Raw genomic sequence first — 16,180 nt, 5'->3', positions numbered from 1 at the left:
TAGTAATAAATTCTAAATTCCTCTCTTGAAAACTGTTCAATATGCATCCATCTATTAAACATAGATAAACGTCTCTCACCTGAGAAACTAGGAGTCATATTATGCGTTTCGATAAATTCACCAGTAAATTTCAACTTGCCGTTTCTGACGCACAATCTTTAGCGTTAGGCCGTGATAATCAATTTATTGAACCTGTACATCTGATGCAGGCATTATTGGATCAAGACAGCAGTGCAATTCGACCACTTTTCACCATGCTGGGGGTCAATGCGACTCAATTACGTTCTAAATTATCTCAAGCATTAGATAAGTTGCCAAAAGTGACCGGTATTGCCGGGGATGTACAGTTATCGAAAAGTACCACCAACTTGCTCAACCTTTGCGATCAGTATGCGCAAAAGCGTAAAGATACTTATATCTCAGCCGAATTGTTTTTATTAGCTGCGATTGAGGATAAAGGGGCATTAGGTCAGTTGTTCAAAGAGTTCTCTTTAACCAAAGATAAAGTCAATAAAGCGATTGATGAGATCCGTGGTGGTCAAAATGTGGATGACCCTAATGCGGAAGAAAAACGTCAAGCACTAGAAAAATACACTATCGATCTCACTGAACGCGCAGAGCAAGGCAAACTTGATCCTGTGATTGGCCGTGATGATGAAATTCGTCGCACCATTCAAGTATTGCAACGCCGGACTAAAAATAACCCAGTATTAATTGGTCAACCCGGCGTAGGTAAAACCGCGATTGTTGAAGGGTTGGCGTTGAGAATTGTCAACAACGAAGTACCTGAAGGTTTGCGTGGTCGCCGAGTGTTATCACTTGATATGGGAGCATTAATTGCAGGTGCGAAGTATCGCGGTGAATTTGAAGAGCGCTTAAAGGCCGTCTTGAATGAACTGGCGCAAGAAGATGGGAATATCATTTTATTTATTGATGAATTGCATACTATGGTCGGAGCGGGTAAAGGCGAAGGGTCTATGGATGCCGGTAACATGCTCAAACCTGCTTTGGCTCGTGGCGAATTACACTGTGTTGGTGCCACGACGTTGGACGAATATCGTCAATATGTTGAAAAAGATCCCGCGTTAGAGCGCCGATTCCAAAAAGTGCTGGTGGATGAACCAAGTGTTGAAGATACGATTGCGATTTTGCGTGGTTTAAAAGAGCGTTATGAACTGCATCATCATGTTGAAATTACCGATCCTGCAATTGTTGCAGCCGCGACGTTATCGCATCGATATGTGTCGGATCGTCAACTGCCAGACAAAGCGATTGATTTAATCGATGAGGCAGCGTCAAGTATTCGTATTCAAATTGACTCAAAACCAGAATCAATGGATCGATTAGATCGTCGCATTATTCAATTAAAAATCGAGCAACAAGCATTATTGAATGAAGATGATAACGCTAGTGCTAAGCGCTTAGAAATCTTAAATCAAGAATTAGAAGAAAAGGAACGCGAGTATTCTGAGTTAGAAGAAGTGTGGAAAACTGAAAAAGCGGCACTGTCCGGTACTCAACATATTAAAACGGAATTGGAACAAGCTCGCTTAGATATGGATGTGGCACGCCGTGCTGGTGATTTACAGCGTATGTCAGAATTACAATATGGCAAGATCCCTGAACTTGAAAAACAATTGGAAGTCGCCTCGCAAGCAGAAACCATTGAAATGACATTGCTTAAAAATCGTGTCACCGATGCAGAAATTGCTGAAGTACTGTCGAAACAAACCGGTATTCCAGTATCGAAAATGCTAGAAGCGGAAAAAGCCAAATTGCTTTCGATGGAAACCGTATTACATCAACGAGTTATTGGTCAAAAAGAAGCGGTCGAAGTGGTTTCAAATGCGATTCGCCGTAGTCGGGCTGGATTATCTGATCCGAATAAGCCGATTGGGTCGTTCTTATTTTTAGGCCCAACCGGAGTGGGTAAAACGGAATTATGTAAAACATTAGCTCATTTCATGTTTGATACCGAAGATGCCATGGTGCGGATCGATATGTCTGAGTTTATGGAAAAACATTCAGTGTCACGTTTAGTCGGCGCGCCTCCGGGTTATGTCGGTTATGAAGAGGGGGGGTATTTAACAGAAGCTGTACGCCGTAAACCTTATTCAGTGATTTTATTAGATGAAGTCGAAAAGGCGCACCCAGATGTGTTCAATATACTATTGCAGGTATTAGATGATGGCCGCTTAACTGACGGGCAAGGACGAACGGTTGATTTTAAAAACACCGTAGTGATCATGACGTCTAACTTAGGGTCAGACCGGATCCAGGAAAAAGCCGCGAGTTCGGATTATGATTCGATGAAAGCGGAAGTGATGGAAGTAGTCATGCAACATTTCCGTCCGGAGTTTTTAAATCGGGTTGATGAAAGTGTGGTATTCCATCCATTAGGTCGGGAGCAGATTAAGTCGATTGCTTCTATTCAGCTACAGCGTTTAAGTCAACGTATGGCCGAGAAGGAATATCACTTAAAAGTCAGCGATGATGCTTTGGCGCTGATCGCTCAAGTAGGGTTTGACCCTGTCTATGGGGCAAGGCCGTTGAAACGTGCAATTCAACAAATGGTTGAAAATCCATTAGCGAAAGCTATTTTGTCGGGGGAGCTAATCACTGGTCGAGACGTGAACCTCAACGCCATAGATGAAGAAATTGTCGCGCAGCAATGAAAGAGAACACTCTTCAGCACCCTTAAATTGAAAATAACCTTCCTCCTCTTATCGACAGAAATAGGAGGAGAGGGTTGTTTAATTTACTTTCTTATTGGAACTAAAGTGAAACGATGAGGGGGGATTAATTTAAAAATGATGGTCTAAATCATGTTTTCTGTGGGTAACCCGTGCTTAAAGTGAGAGTAAAAAGGTATAAATACGCATTTGAACGTAATATGAACATCTAAGCTTTATTTTTGAATTTATTGAAAGAAAGTGCTTGCCAATATGAAGTTGATCTCTATAATGCGACCTCACTGACACGGAGCACACAGCCTAACGGCAGCAACGAGTCAGAGGTCATAACCTTCTCAAAAAGGTTAACGAAAAAAGATTGTAGAAAGTGTTTGACACGCTCAATCAAATCGTTAAAATGGCCGCCCTGTTCGACGAGACGCAAGTCGCACGAACAGTTGCTCTTTAACAATTTAAACCTATCAATCTGTGTGGGCACTCGTTGATGATAATCAATAAAGCTTCTTAGGAAGCAAAAATGATTTCAATGAACTGAGTGACCAAATTGAACAATTTATTGTTCGGCACAGTCAATTCATTACCATTCTGTTGGAATGGTAATAGCTTTAAAATTACACTTTATCTTCGGGTAAAGATTAGTTTTGAAGTCAGTATTCGTTGAGTCACTCCCTTTTAATTAAGGGAATCAAAATCTTAAATTGAAGAGTTTGATCATGGCTCAGATTGAACGCTGGCGGCAGGCCTAACACATGCAAGTCGAGCGGTAACAGAGATAGCTTGCTATCTGCTGACGAGCGGCGGACGGGTGAGTAATGCATAGGAAGTTGCCCTGATGTGGGGGATACCAGTTGGAAACGACTGTTAATACCGCATAATCTTTTCGGAGCAAAGCGGGGGACCTTCGGGCCTCGCGCGTTAGGATACGCCTATGTGGGATTAGCTAGTTGGTGAGGTAATGGCTCACCAAGGCGACGATCCCTAGCTGGTCTGAGAGGATGATCAGCCACACTGGGACTGAGACACGGCCCAGACTCCTACGGGAGGCAGCAGTGGGGAATATTGCACAATGGGCGAAAGCCTGATGCAGCCATGCCGCGTGTATGAAGAAGGCCTTCGGGTTGTAAAGTACTTTCAGTTGTGAGGAAGGTTGCGTAGTTAATAGCTGCGTAGCTTGACGTTAGCAACAGAAGAAGCACCGGCTAACTCCGTGCCAGCAGCCGCGGTAATACGGAGGGTGCGAGCGTTAATCGGAATTACTGGGCGTAAAGCGCATGCAGGTGGTTTGTTAAGTCAGATGTGAAAGCCCGGGGCTCAACCTCGGAAGGTCATTTGAAACTGGCAAACTAGAGTACTGTAGAGGGGGGTAGAATTTCAGGTGTAGCGGTGAAATGCGTAGAGATCTGAAGGAATACCAGTGGCGAAGGCGGCCCCCTGGACAGATACTGACACTCAGATGCGAAAGCGTGGGGAGCAAACGGGATTAGATACCCCGGTAGTCCACGCCGTAAACGATGTCTACTTGGAGGTTGTGGCCTTGAGCCGTGGCTTTCGGAGCTAACGCGTTAAGTAGACCGCCTGGGGAGTACGGTCGCAAGATTAAAACTCAAATGAATTGACGGGGGCCCGCACAAGCGGTGGAGCATGTGGTTTAATTCGATGCAACGCGAAGAACCTTACCTACTCTTGACATCTACAGAAGTCGGCGGAGACGCTGATGTGCCTTCGGGAACTGTAAGACAGGTGCTGCATGGCTGTCGTCAGCTCGTGTTGTGAAATGTTGGGTTAAGTCCCGCAACGAGCGCAACCCTTATCCTTGTTTGCCAGCGAGTAATGTCGGGAACTCCAGGGAGACTGCCGGTGATAAACCGGAGGAAGGTGGGGACGACGTCAAGTCATCATGGCCCTTACGAGTAGGGCTACACACGTGCTACAATGGCGCATACAGAGGGCAGCAAGCTAGCGATAGTGAGCGAATCCCAAAAAGTGCGTCGTAGTCCGGATTGGAGTCTGCAACTCGACTCCATGAAGTCGGAATCGCTAGTAATCGTGGATCAGAATGCCACGGTGAATACGTTCCCGGGCCTTGTACACACCGCCCGTCACACCATGGGAGTGGGCTGCAAAAGAAGTAGGTAGTTTAACCTTTCGGGGAGGACGCTTACCACTTTGTGGTTCATGACTGGGGTGAAGTCGTAACAAGGTAGCCCTAGGGGAACCTGGGGCTGGATCACCTCCTTACGAAAAGATTATTTTTGATGAGTACCCACACAGATTGATTAGGTTTAGAAAAGAAAAGAGTTTGAAAGCATCCCATATGCTTTCGCATTTTATTCAGAAATGAATAAAAATCCTGTGTCCCGTTCGTCTAGAGGCCTAGGACACCGCCCTTTCACGGCGGTAACAGGGGTTCGACTCCCCTACGGGATACCACTTCTCTCCTTTTGATTAAGAGAGTAGTAAAATGGGTCGTTAGCTCAGCTGGTAGAGCAGTTGACTTTTAATCAATTGGTCGCAGGTTCGAATCCTGCACGACCCACCATTTTCTCCCATGAAAATGCTTACTTTTGGTAAGAAAATAAATTTGGGGCTATAGCTCAGCTGGGAGAGCGCCTGCCTTGCACGCAGGAGGTCTGCGGTTCGATCCCGCATAGCTCCACCATTCCTTCCTTGGGAATTAAAATATAAGGGCGATTAGCTCAGTTGGGAGAGCACCTGCCTTACAAGCAGGGGGTCACTGGTTCGAGCCCGGTATCGCCCACCACTCTTTAAGTGTTTTTACGATGTTTCGCATTCAATTTTTATTGAATGGGATTTTTTGTCTCTGAAAGCCTTTAAAAAGTGTTACGTTTGTAAAAACAATAACTCTTTGCTCTTTAACAATTTGGAAAGCTGACTGAATAGCTTAATTGGTTTTTACTTTTGAAAAAGTAAAATAAAACAGCTCAGGCTGTAACAATTAAGTTATTCAAAATAAAAGTTCTCAAATCTTATTGCTTGCTTGCAAGTGATGAGTAACAACACACATTCAAGTGTCTTGTATTCTACAAACCATTTATGGTTTGTTCTATTGAGTCCGGCAAATCGTTTATTCAAGATTACCCTCTTGAATAAACAAAAAACTAAACCTTATTTAGTTGAACATACATAAGACCCTTTTGGGTTGTATGGTTAAGTGAATAAGCGTACACGGTGGATGCCTAGGCAGTCAGAGGCGATGAAGGACGTATTAACTTGCGATAAGCGTAGATAAGGCAGTAAAAGCCACTTGAGTCTACGATTTCCGAATGGGGAAACCCACGTGCATAAGCACGTATTATTAACTGAATACATAGGTTAATAAAGCGAACCCGGGGAACTGAAACATCTAAGTACCCGGAGGAAGAGAAATCAACCGAGATTCCGAAAGTAGCGGCGAGCGAAATTGGATTAGCCCTTAAGCTTTATATGATGCAGGTGAAGGCTCTGGAAAGTGCCGCGATACAGGGTGATAGCCCCGTAACCGACACATCATACTAAGTGAAAACGAGTAAGGCGGGACACGTGATATCCTGTTTGAATATGGGGGGACCATCCTCCAAGGCTAAATACTCCTGACTGACCGATAGTGAACCAGTACCGTGAGGGAAAGGCGAAAAGAACCCCTGTGAGGGGAGTGAAATAGAACCTGAAACCGTGTACGTACAAGCAGTAGGAGCACCTTCGTGGTGTGACTGCGTACCTTTTGTATAATGGGTCAGCGACTTAATTTTAGTAGCAAGGTTAACCGTTTAGGGGAGCCGTAGGGAAACCGAGTCTTAACTGGGCGAATAGTTGCTAGGATTAGACCCGAAACCAGGTGATCTAGCCATGGGCAGGTTGAAGATTGAGTAACATCAATTGGAGGACCGAACCGACTAATGTTGAAAAATTAGCGGATGACTTGTGGCTAGGGGTGAAAGGCCAATCAAACCTGGAGATAGCTGGTTCTCCCCGAAAGCTATTTAGGTAGCGCCTCGGACGAATACTACTGGGGGTAGAGCACTGTTAAGGCTAGGGGGTCATCCCGACTTACCAACCCTTTGCAAACTCCGAATACCAGTAAGTAATATCCGGGAGACACACGGCGGGTGCTAACGTCCGTCGTGGAGAGGGAAACAACCCAGACCGCCAGCTAAGGTCCCAAAGTATAGCTAAGTGGGAAACGATGTGGGAAGGCTCAGACAGCCAGGATGTTGGCTTAGAAGCAGCCATCATTTAAAGAAAGCGTAATAGCTCACTGGTCGAGTCGGCCTGCGCGGAAGATGTAACGGGGCTAAGCTATACACCGAAGCTGCGGCAGCATAATTTATTATGCTGGGTAGGGGAGCGTTCTGTAAGCCGTTGAAGGTGAACTGAGAAGTTTGCTGGAGGTATCAGAAGTGCGAATGCTGACATGAGTAACGATAAAGGGAGTGAAAAACTCCCTCGCCGGAAGACCAAGGGTTCCTGTCCAACGTTAATCGGGGCAGGGTAAGTCGACCCCTAAGGCGAGGCTGAAAAGCGTAGTCGATGGGAAACGGGTTAATATTCCCGTACTTCTTATAAATGCGATGGGGGGACGGAGAAGGCTAGGTGGGCCTGGCGATGGTTGTCCAGGTTCAAGTGCGTAGGCTAATTTCTTAGGTAAATCCGGGAAATTGTTAGGCTGAGACACGATGTCGAGTCACTACGGTGATGAAGTCATTGATGCCATACTTCCAGGAAAAGCCTCTAAGCTTCAGTTTATAAGAAATCGTACCCCAAACCGACACAGGTGGTCGGGTAGAGAATACCAAGGCGCTTGAGAGAACTCGGGTGAAGGAACTAGGCAAAATGGTACCGTAACTTCGGGAGAAGGTACGCTCCTGTTGGTGATGAGACTTGCTCTCTAAGCTGACGGGAGTCGCAGATACCAGGTGGCTGCAACTGTTTATTAAAAACACAGCACTGTGCAAAATCGTAAGATGACGTATACGGTGTGACGCCTGCCCGGTGCCGGAAGGTTAATTGATGGGGTTAGACTTCGGTCGAAGCTCTTGATCGAAGCCCCGGTAAACGGCGGCCGTAACTATAACGGTCCTAAGGTAGCGAAATTCCTTGTCGGGTAAGTTCCGACCTGCACGAATGGCGTAATGATGGCCACGCTGTCTCCACCCGAGACTCAGTGAAATTGAAATCGCTGTGAAGATGCAGTGTACCCGCGGCTAGACGGAAAGACCCCGTGAACCTTTACTACAGCTTGGCACTGAACATTGAACCTACATGTGTAGGATAGGTGGGAGACTTTGAAGCATTGTCGCTAGATGATGTGGAGTCGTCCTTGAAATACCACCCTTGTAGTTTTGATGTTCTAACATAGGTCCCTAATCGGGATTGTGGACAGTGCCTGGTGGGTAGTTTGACTGGGGCGGTCTCCTCCCAAAGAGTAACGGAGGAGCACGAAGGTGGGCTAAACACGGTTGGACATCGTGTGGTTAGTGCAATGGCATAAGCCCGCTTGACTGCGAGAATGACAATTCGAGCAGGTGCGAAAGCAGGTCATAGTGATCCGGTGGTTCTGAATGGAAGGGCCATCGCTCAACGGATAAAAGGTACTCCGGGGATAACAGGCTGATACCGCCCAAGAGTTCATATCGACGGCGGTGTTTGGCACCTCGATGTCGGCTCATCACATCCTGGGGCTGAAGTCGGTCCCAAGGGTATGGCTGTTCGCCATTTAAAGTGGTACGCGAGCTGGGTTTAGAACGTCGTGAGACAGTTCGGTCCCTATCTGCCGTGGGCGTTGGAAGATTGAAGGGGGCTGCTCCTAGTACGAGAGGACCGGAGTGGACGAACCACTGGTGTTCGGGTTGTCATGCCAATGGCATTGCCCGGTAGCTAAGTTCGGAATCGATAAGTGCTGAAAGCATCTAAGCACGAAGCGAGCCCTGAGATGAGTCTTCCCTGGCGCTTTAAGCGTCCTAAAGGGTTGTTCGAGACTAGAACGTTGATAGGCAGGGTGTGTAAGTGCTGCGAGGCATTGAGCTAACCTGTACTAATTGCCCGTGAGGCTTAACCATACAACACCTAAAGGGTTTTGTTGTTGGATTTAATAGAAGATACAGATAGATACTTGAATTTGTGTGAGAACGAATTAGCAAAGCAGCTTTCCGAATTAGTTAAGACGAAATCGTCTTAACAAAGAATATGCTTGGCGACCATAGCATTGTGGACCCACCTGATTCCATGCCGAACTCAGAAGTGAAACGCAATAGCGCCGATGGTAGTGTGGGGTTTCCCCATGTGAGAGTAGGACATCGCCAGGCTTTGATTTAGTATACTGAATAGACACTGCGGAGTGGTAGTTCAGTTGGTTAGAATACCGGCCTGTCACGCCGGGGGTCGCGGGTTCGAGTCCCGTCCACTCCGCCACTATTTATGAAAGCCTGATTCGAAAGAGTCGGGCTTTTTTACGTTTGAATAAAATATGGTATTCTGATCTGGAATTAAAGCTCTGCTTAAGGAAAGATTATGAATACCGTTATTGATACGATGATGGCACACCGCTCGATTCGTGCATTTACTCCAGAAACTATAACCACCGAACAATTAGAGACTATTTTAGCCGCCGGTATTTCAGCGTCCTCATCCAGTTTTCTACAAACGACGTCCATTATACGAGTTACAGATCCTGTAAAGCGTAAAGCACTAGCAGCGTTTGCTGGCGGTCAAAACTATGTTGAAACGGCAGCAGAATTCTTGGTGTTTTGTATTGATTATCAACGCCATTATCAATTATCCAATCAAGTTCAACCCGAATTTACCGAACTGACTTTAATCGGTGCCATTGATGCTGGGATCATGGCGCAAAATACCTTACTAGCCGCTGAGTCTTTAGGTTTGGGGGGAGTTTATATTGGTGGATTGCGTAATTCACCCAAAGAGGTGGACGAACTACTAGGTTTACCTAAATATTGCGCCATGATGTTTGGTATGTGCCTTGGGCACCCAGATCAAGAACCACAAATCAAACCACGTTTACCGCAAAAAGTGATGATTCATCAAGATAGCTATCAAGCATTATCGACCGATGATATTACTGAATATGACCAACAAACGGCGCATTATTATCAGACTCGCGTTAGTAACCAAAAGTCAGGTTCATGGTCGGATCATATAGCTGAACGGTTAGGTAAAGAGTCACGTCCATTTATTAAGGATTATTTGAATTCAAAGGGATTAGCGACGAAATAATTGGCTATTTTCTATTGTCGAGAATCTAAAAAGGCCGATCTGAAATCAATCAGATCGGCCTTTTTGTTGCTAACGAGTATTGGTTATGATCAATACTCGTTAGCTGTTTAGAGCGTATTAAGCCATTCCTTGGATCATGACAAATTTTTCTAATAACTCATCTTCCGTTTCAACATGCTGAGGATCGACAATAATACAATTGGTGATCGGGCAGACTGACTGGCAAGTGGGTTTATCGTAATGTCCTTTACATTCGGTGCATAAATTAGGATCGATTTCGTAAATACTGTCACCCATAGTGATTGCACCATTTGGGCATTCAGGATCGCACATATCGCAATTAATGCATTTATCTGTAATTAATAAGGCCATATTATTCGCTTCTTATTTGGCAGAGTCAGCCGTTGATGTCGCCGCAATAGTTTGATTAGGATTGCGTGTATCTTGACCAGCTTTAAGGTTACGCATCAATAATCCAAAGCGTAAATCGAGATCAGCAGGAACCGGAATAAACACAAAGTGACCATTACCTTTCGCGTCATCAATTTCTTGGAATTTACGGTTTTCCATCGCTTCTAAAGTGAAGATAATATTGCCTTCAGGTGTCATCAGTTCAATACTGTCGCCAGTCATGAATTTATTTTTCACTTCTACTTCGGCTAAGTGACCGTGTTTTTCTGATACGCGAGTGTTACCGGTAAACTCACCCACAAACTGTTGAGAATCCGATACTGAGTAGCCGTAATCGTAATTTTGGTAAGCATCGTGAGTATGACGACGTAAGAAGCCTTCAGTGTAACCACGGTGTGCAAGGCTTTCTAATGTACCCATTAAGCTATCATCGAATGGACGACCTGCTACCGCATCATCAATGGCTTTACGGTACACTTGAGCAGTACGAGCACAATAATAGAAAGACTTAGTACGGCCTTCAATTTTAAGTGAATGCACACCCATTTGGGTTAAGCGTTCAACATGTTGAATGGCACGTAGATCTTTTGAGTTCATGATGTAAGTACCATGTTCGTCTTCAAACGCAGCCATTTTTTCTTCAGGGCGATGCGCTTCTGATAATAGCACCACTTCATCGCTTGGCTTACCCAAACCTAAAGTGTTGTCTGGACGCTCATTTTGAATTTCGATAGCTTGTGCCGATTGAGGATCAAATTGTTCGACTTGGCCGTTTTGCTCAGTATTGGCCGAAACGATCTGTCCACTCTCGTCTTCTTTACCTTTTTCGACACTGTATTCCCAACGACAAGCATTGGTACAAGTACCTTGGTTTGGATCGCGTTTATTCATGTAGCCAGATAATAAACAACGACCCGAGTAAGCCATGCAAAGTGCGCCATGAACGAAAATTTCAAGTTCGGTTTCTGGGCAGTTTTCGCGGATCTCTTCAATTTCTTCCAGTGACAACTCACGAGATAAAATCACACGCTCGACACCTTGAGTCGCCCAAAATTTCACCGTCGCCCAGTTTACCGCATTAGCTTGGACTGATAAGTGAATCGCCATATCAGGAAAAGCTTCACGCACCATCATGATTAAACCAGGATCTGACATGATCAATGCATCAGGTCCCATTTCAACTACCGGTTTAAGATCTCGGATAAAGGTTTTTAACTTTGAGTTATGCGGTTGAATATTGCATACCACGTACAGTTTTTTACCTAAAGCGTGGGCTTCATTAATACCGATTTGTAGGTTTTCGTGATTGAATTCGTTGTTACGAACGCGAAGGCTATAACGTGGTTGTCCGGCATAAACAGCGTCCGCGCCATAAGCAAAAGCGTAACGCATATTTTTAAGGCTACCGGCTGGAGATAATAGCTCTGGTGTGGCAATAGATTGCGATGTCGACATAATAATTTCTCTCGGTCTGATTTCAGGTCAGGTTCATACCACCATATGGCATGAATTTGGGAGGCGAATATTACGTCAATTTAGTCAAAAAAGCGAGGAAAGCACACAAAGTGTCAGGTTTTATATTTTATAAAGGGAGAAATAATAAAGCTCAGAGGCTGAGCTTTATTTATTTTGATCATCTGGCGTGAGAAACAGCGAATTATTTTGCTTCGGGTAAGCCACCTAAAGCATCAAATAAAGAGGGTAAAAAGTGCTCAAATTCGCCACACATTAAGGCGAAATCAGCATCAAAACGTTGCGCAGCATCTTCGCGTGGAATATCTTCATTGGTCTCTTTTAATTCATCGCTGAATTTTAAACGTTTAAGACTAGCATCGTCGGCTAAAACAAATTCAATCCGCTCTTGCCAATCGAGTGCCAGTTTCGTAACTAGTTTGTCGGCCGCAATGTGGTTTTGGATTTCATCAGTGCTGAGATCTTGTTTCTTACAACGGATGATCCCACCTTCTTCCAATACCGATTGTAGCTCTGCTTCATCCATTAATTGGAAGCCTTGTGGTAAATCACCTGATTTTACCCACTCGGTTAAGCTAAGTTCGATAGCTTGTTCTGGAATCGCCGGCACGACAGGTAAGCTGCCAATGGTTTTACGCAATAACGCCAGTGCATCTTCGGCTTTTTTTGAACTGCCTGAATCAACCACCACAAAACCCAGTTTGGGCATGATTAAAATGGAAGTGAAATTATGACGACTAAAAGCGCGCGGCAATAAGTCGATCAAAATTTCTTCTTTTAAATCGTCTTTTTCTTTCTTTTTCAGTGGGCGATTTTCTTGTTGTTCAAGCATTTCAATTTTGTTTTGCAGTGAATCATTGATCACAGATGCCGGTAGCATTTTTTCTTCTTTTTGTGCTTTGACCAGAATATGCTCACCGGCCACATGAGTCAGCATTTCACTGTTGCGGTTGATCACGCTAGTCCAGCCAAATTTTTGTTTATCTTGGCTACCACAAGGAGAGAATTTGAATTCAGCCAGTTGAGACTCTAAGGTATCGAGATTGAAATCGATATCACGGTTGAAGCGGTACACTAAACAATTTTTAAACCACATAATTCTCATTCTTTGTGAGTAAGTTTGTCGCTATGATATTAGATTTTTTAACGTTTGTCTTATGTCACTTTTTCACGATTAACATGACGTTGGTATGAAAATCACTTTGCCTTAGTCACAAAACTGTCATAATTAAGACACATAATAAGGAACATACAATATTCAACCCCAATTCATTATGGGGGTTATTAGGCACGAAAGGGCTTTCGAACATGTCGAGAAGAATTCTAGTCGTTGAAGATGAAGCGGCGATCAGGGAAATGATTTGTTTTGTGTTAGAGCAAAAAGGTTATCAAACCATTGAAGCTGAAGATTACGATTCAGCAATCAATAAACTGTGTGAACCCTATCCTGATTTGATCTTGCTAGATTGGATGCTACCAGGCGGTTCTGGTATTAATTATATTAAGCATTTAAAACGTGAAGAATTAACCCGTCATATTCCCGTGGTGATGTTAACCGCTCGCGGTGAAGAAGAAGATAAAGTGCGTGGGCTTGAGGTCGGCGCTGATGATTACATCACCAAACCATTTTCACCTAAAGAATTAGTCGCACGTTTAAAAGCGGTGATCCGCCGTGTCACGCCAACCGCTTTGGAAGAGGTAATTGATGTGCAAGGTTTACAACTCGATCCGGTTTCACATCGTGTGATGGCAAATAATGAAGCTCTCGATATGGGGCCGACCGAATTTAAAATGCTGCACTTTTTTATGACTCACCAAGAGCGTGTTTATAGTCGTGAGCAATTATTGAATAATGTGTGGGGCACCAATGTTTATGTCGAGGACCGCACGGTTGATGTGCATATTCGCCGCTTAAGAAAAGCATTAGAAAGCGCTGGGCACGATAAATTAGTTCAAACAGTACGTGGAGCGGGTTACCGTTTTTCTACTCGAGCTTAATAATATTAATGAGTGGAGCATGTGTTTGAATGGTTGAAAAATTAAGCTGGAAAAAGCTCGCTTGGTCGCTGGCTTTTTTTTACCTTCCTTGGATTGTGATTGGCTGGTTTTTTGGTTATATGAGCTGGCTATTGCTGGCTGCGACCGCTATGCAACTGGTGTGGCAATTCTATAATCAAATTCGTTTATCAGAATGGTTATGGGATGAAAAACGCTTAAATCCTCCAGCGGGAACGAATAGTTGGGAGCCTTTATTTAACGGTATTTATCGACTGCAGAAAAAGCAACGCCAGCGTCGTAAAGAACTGGGTAGCTTGATCCGCCGTTTTCGCCATGGCGCTGAAGCTTTGCCCGACGCGGTGGTGGTATTTCGTCGTGAAGGCAATATCGTTTGGTGTAATAAACTGGCGCAATCTTTATTAGGCTTTCGCTGGCCTGATGATTCTGGTCAACCTATCTCTAATTTGCTACGCACCCCTGATTTTATTAAATATCTCACCAAAAATGATTTCTCTGAACCGCTTGAGATGCTTTCTCCGTTAACGCCGGAAAATATTTTAGAGTTGCGTATTGTGCCTTACTCGCAAGGTGAGCACTTGATGGTGGTGCGCGATGTGACTCAATTGAAGCAACTCGAAGGTATGCGTCGCAATTTCTTTGCCAATGTATCGCATGAATTAAGAACCCCAATGACGGTACTGCAAGGTTATTTAGAAATGACCGAAGATCCCGATGTTTTGGTTGGACCTATGTGGCCCAAAGCGCATGGGGTGATGACTGAGCAGTTATCTCGTATGAACGCTTTGGTTGAGCAGTTACTGACACTGTCTAAAATTGAAGCGTCCACCACCAATCAATTAGTGGATGTGACTAATATTCCATTAATGTTGGAAGCATTGGAAAAAGAAGCTCAAGCACTGAGTGGCGATGATCAACATAAATTGGTTTTCGATGTGGATAAAACCCTGCATGTTTATGGCGATCACGATCAACTGCGCAGTGCGATTTCGAATCTGGTTTATAACGCGGTTAAGTACACCCCAGCTGGCGCCGATGTGGTGGTGGCATGGCATGAAACCGCCAACGGAGGGGCGAGTTTATCGGTTAAAGACAGTGGTGATGGGATTGAAGCGCAACATATTCACCGCTTAACCGAACGTTTTTATCGGGTCGATAAAGCGCGCTCTCGTGAAACCGGTGGTAGTGGCTTAGGTCTTGCGATCACTAAGCATGCGTTAAGTCATCATGAGTCGCATCTTGAGATCGCCAGTGAAGTCGGCGTGGGCAGTTGTTTTTCTTTTGTCTTACCGGCTAAACTTGTTTGCCGAATAGATGAGGATGCACAATGAGTTGGCTTAAGTATGGGGTGTCATTAGTGGCATTATTTAGTTCACTTGGCCAAGCTTCAAGTGATGTAAATTCAAATGGTACAAATGCTTTGCCTGACTACCATAAAGTGTCTGGCGTGGCGGGGAACTTAACTTCGGCAGGCTCTGATACTTTAACTACATTAATGAGTATGTGGGCGGAAGACTTCCAACATATTTATCCTAATATCAATATGCAGGTGCAAGCGTCTGGATCATCGACTGCACCCACCGCATTAACTGAAGCGACTTCTCAGCTCGGCCCAATGAGTCGGCTGATGAAAGTGAAAGAAGTTGAATCCTTTGAACAACAATATGGCTATCCGCCAGTACGCTTAAAAATTGCGATTGATGCGATTGGCATTTTTGTGCATCAAGACAATCCGATCAAAGGGTTGAATTTCGAGCAGATAGATGCGATTTTTTCATCCACACTACAATGTGGTGCCACTCAAAGATTACACAGTTGGCAACAGTTGGGAGTACAAGCGGATTGGGCTAAACTGGGCTTTCAGTTATTTGGACGAAATTCAGCTTCCGGCACCTATGGCTACTTTAAGCAAAATGCCTTGTGCGGAGGTGATTTTAAGCGAGAAGTGAATGAGCAACCTGGCTCGGCAGCGGTGGTGCAATCGGTGGCTTCTTCGGTCAATAGTATTGGATACTCAGGCATTAGTTATCAAGTGTCTAAAGCGCGTTTGATGCCGATCGCGATACAGGGTGATCACTATATTGAGGCTACGAGAAATAATATTCTATCGGGTCAATATCCATTATCCCGTTACTTATATTTGTATGTGAATAAGAACCCATTAAAACCATTGCCGCATAATCAAGCTGAATTTTTAAAGTTTATTTTTTCTCAGCAAGGTCAGAAAAGTGTCGAGAAAGATGGTTATGTTTCGTTATCAACCCAGTTAGCGGAACAACAACTAAAAAAGGTTGGATTAACGCCTTAATTGAGTCAGGATCTTTTCGGCAACTTCAACTAGACAACACAATAAGGAT

General features: G+C 44.5%; 8 protein-coding genes, 5 tRNA genes and 3 rRNA genes. 13 read left to right on the top strand and 3 right to left on the bottom strand.

Annotated elements, in window-relative coordinates; genetic code table 11:
- Positions 1-101 precede the first annotated feature (101 nt).
- The 10 genes from clpB to nfsA all read left to right on the top strand — a co-directional run bounded on the left by clpB (position 102) and on the right by nfsA (position 9,923).
- Complete coding sequence (gene clpB, locus GFB47_RS08945; protein WP_153447671.1) at positions 102-2,675, top strand: ATP-dependent chaperone ClpB; 2,574 nt, start codon at positions 102-104, stop codon at positions 2,673-2,675.
- 713 nt (positions 2,676-3,388) lie between these two features.
- A 16S ribosomal RNA gene (locus GFB47_RS08940) occupies positions 3,389-4,931 on the top strand.
- Positions 4,932-5,047: 116 nt separating this feature from the next.
- Positions 5,048-5,123 (top strand) — tRNA-Glu (locus GFB47_RS08935).
- 33 nt (positions 5,124-5,156) lie between these two features.
- Positions 5,157-5,232, top strand: a tRNA-Lys gene (locus GFB47_RS08930).
- 44 nt (positions 5,233-5,276) lie between these two features.
- Positions 5,277-5,352: transfer RNA gene (locus tag GFB47_RS08925), tRNA-Ala, on the top strand.
- Positions 5,353-5,378: 26 nt separating this feature from the next.
- Positions 5,379-5,454 (top strand) — tRNA-Val (locus GFB47_RS08920).
- Between the two features lie 405 nt (positions 5,455-5,859).
- Positions 5,860-8,749: ribosomal RNA gene (locus GFB47_RS08915) — 23S ribosomal RNA — on the top strand.
- Between the two features lie 130 nt (positions 8,750-8,879).
- Positions 8,880-8,995: ribosomal RNA gene (gene rrf, locus GFB47_RS08910) — 5S ribosomal RNA — on the top strand.
- Together the 16S, 23S and 5S rRNA genes with 5 tRNA genes alongside form the textbook arrangement of a ribosomal RNA operon.
- 29 nt (positions 8,996-9,024) lie before the next feature.
- Positions 9,025-9,101, top strand: a tRNA-Asp gene (locus tag GFB47_RS08905).
- 99 nt (positions 9,102-9,200) lie between these two features.
- Positions 9,201-9,923, top strand: a complete 723-nt coding sequence (gene nfsA / locus GFB47_RS08900; RefSeq protein WP_153447670.1) for an oxygen-insensitive NADPH nitroreductase — start codon at positions 9,201-9,203, stop codon at positions 9,921-9,923.
- A 117-nt stretch (positions 9,924-10,040) separates the two neighbouring features.
- Here the strand turns inward: nfsA and GFB47_RS08895 are convergent, their stop codons facing one another.
- The 3 genes from GFB47_RS08895 to rdgC all read right to left on the bottom strand — a co-directional run bounded on the left by GFB47_RS08895 (position 10,041) and on the right by rdgC (position 12,903).
- Positions 10,041-10,295: a YfhL family 4Fe-4S dicluster ferredoxin gene (locus GFB47_RS08895; protein ID WP_153447669.1), complete on the bottom strand. Its 255-nt coding sequence runs from the start codon at positions 10,293-10,295 to the stop codon at positions 10,041-10,043.
- 12 nt (positions 10,296-10,307) lie between these two features.
- Positions 10,308-11,789 carry a prephenate-dependent tRNA uridine(34) hydroxylase TrhP gene (gene trhP / locus GFB47_RS08890; protein WP_153447668.1) on the bottom strand — a complete coding sequence of 494 codons (1,482 nt, stop codon included), beginning with the start codon at positions 11,787-11,789 and terminating at the stop codon, positions 10,308-10,310.
- Between the two features lie 202 nt (positions 11,790-11,991).
- Positions 11,992-12,903, bottom strand: coding sequence for a recombination-associated protein RdgC (rdgC, locus tag GFB47_RS08885; RefSeq protein WP_153447667.1), 912 nt, complete (start codon positions 12,901-12,903; stop codon positions 11,992-11,994).
- A 212-nt stretch (positions 12,904-13,115) separates the two neighbouring features.
- Here rdgC and phoB point away from each other — a divergent pair, with 212 nt between their 5' ends.
- From phoB to GFB47_RS08870, 3 genes are read left to right on the top strand one after another with little or no spacing between them, the layout of a single operon-like run.
- A complete protein-coding gene (gene phoB / locus GFB47_RS08880) occupies positions 13,116-13,805 on the top strand; it encodes a phosphate regulon transcriptional regulator PhoB (RefSeq protein WP_153447666.1) in 690 nt (229 codons plus the stop codon).
- A 29-nt stretch (positions 13,806-13,834) separates the two neighbouring features.
- Complete coding sequence (phoR, locus tag GFB47_RS08875) at positions 13,835-15,154, top strand: phosphate regulon sensor histidine kinase PhoR (protein WP_153447665.1); 1,320 nt, start codon at positions 13,835-13,837, stop codon at positions 15,152-15,154.
- Positions 15,151-16,131, top strand: coding sequence for a PstS family phosphate ABC transporter substrate-binding protein (locus GFB47_RS08870; protein ID WP_153447664.1), 981 nt, complete (start codon positions 15,151-15,153; stop codon positions 16,129-16,131). Before phoR ends, GFB47_RS08870 begins: the two co-directional genes overlap by 4 nt.
- Positions 16,132-16,180 lie beyond the last annotated feature (49 nt).

Origin of the sequence: Vibrio algicola (assembly GCF_009601765.2) — a bacterium.
GTDB lineage: Bacteria > Pseudomonadota > Gammaproteobacteria > Enterobacterales > Vibrionaceae > Vibrio > Vibrio algicola.
Note: the sequence above shows the minus strand (reverse complement) of the source record. Positions and strands in the feature narration are given on the sequence as shown.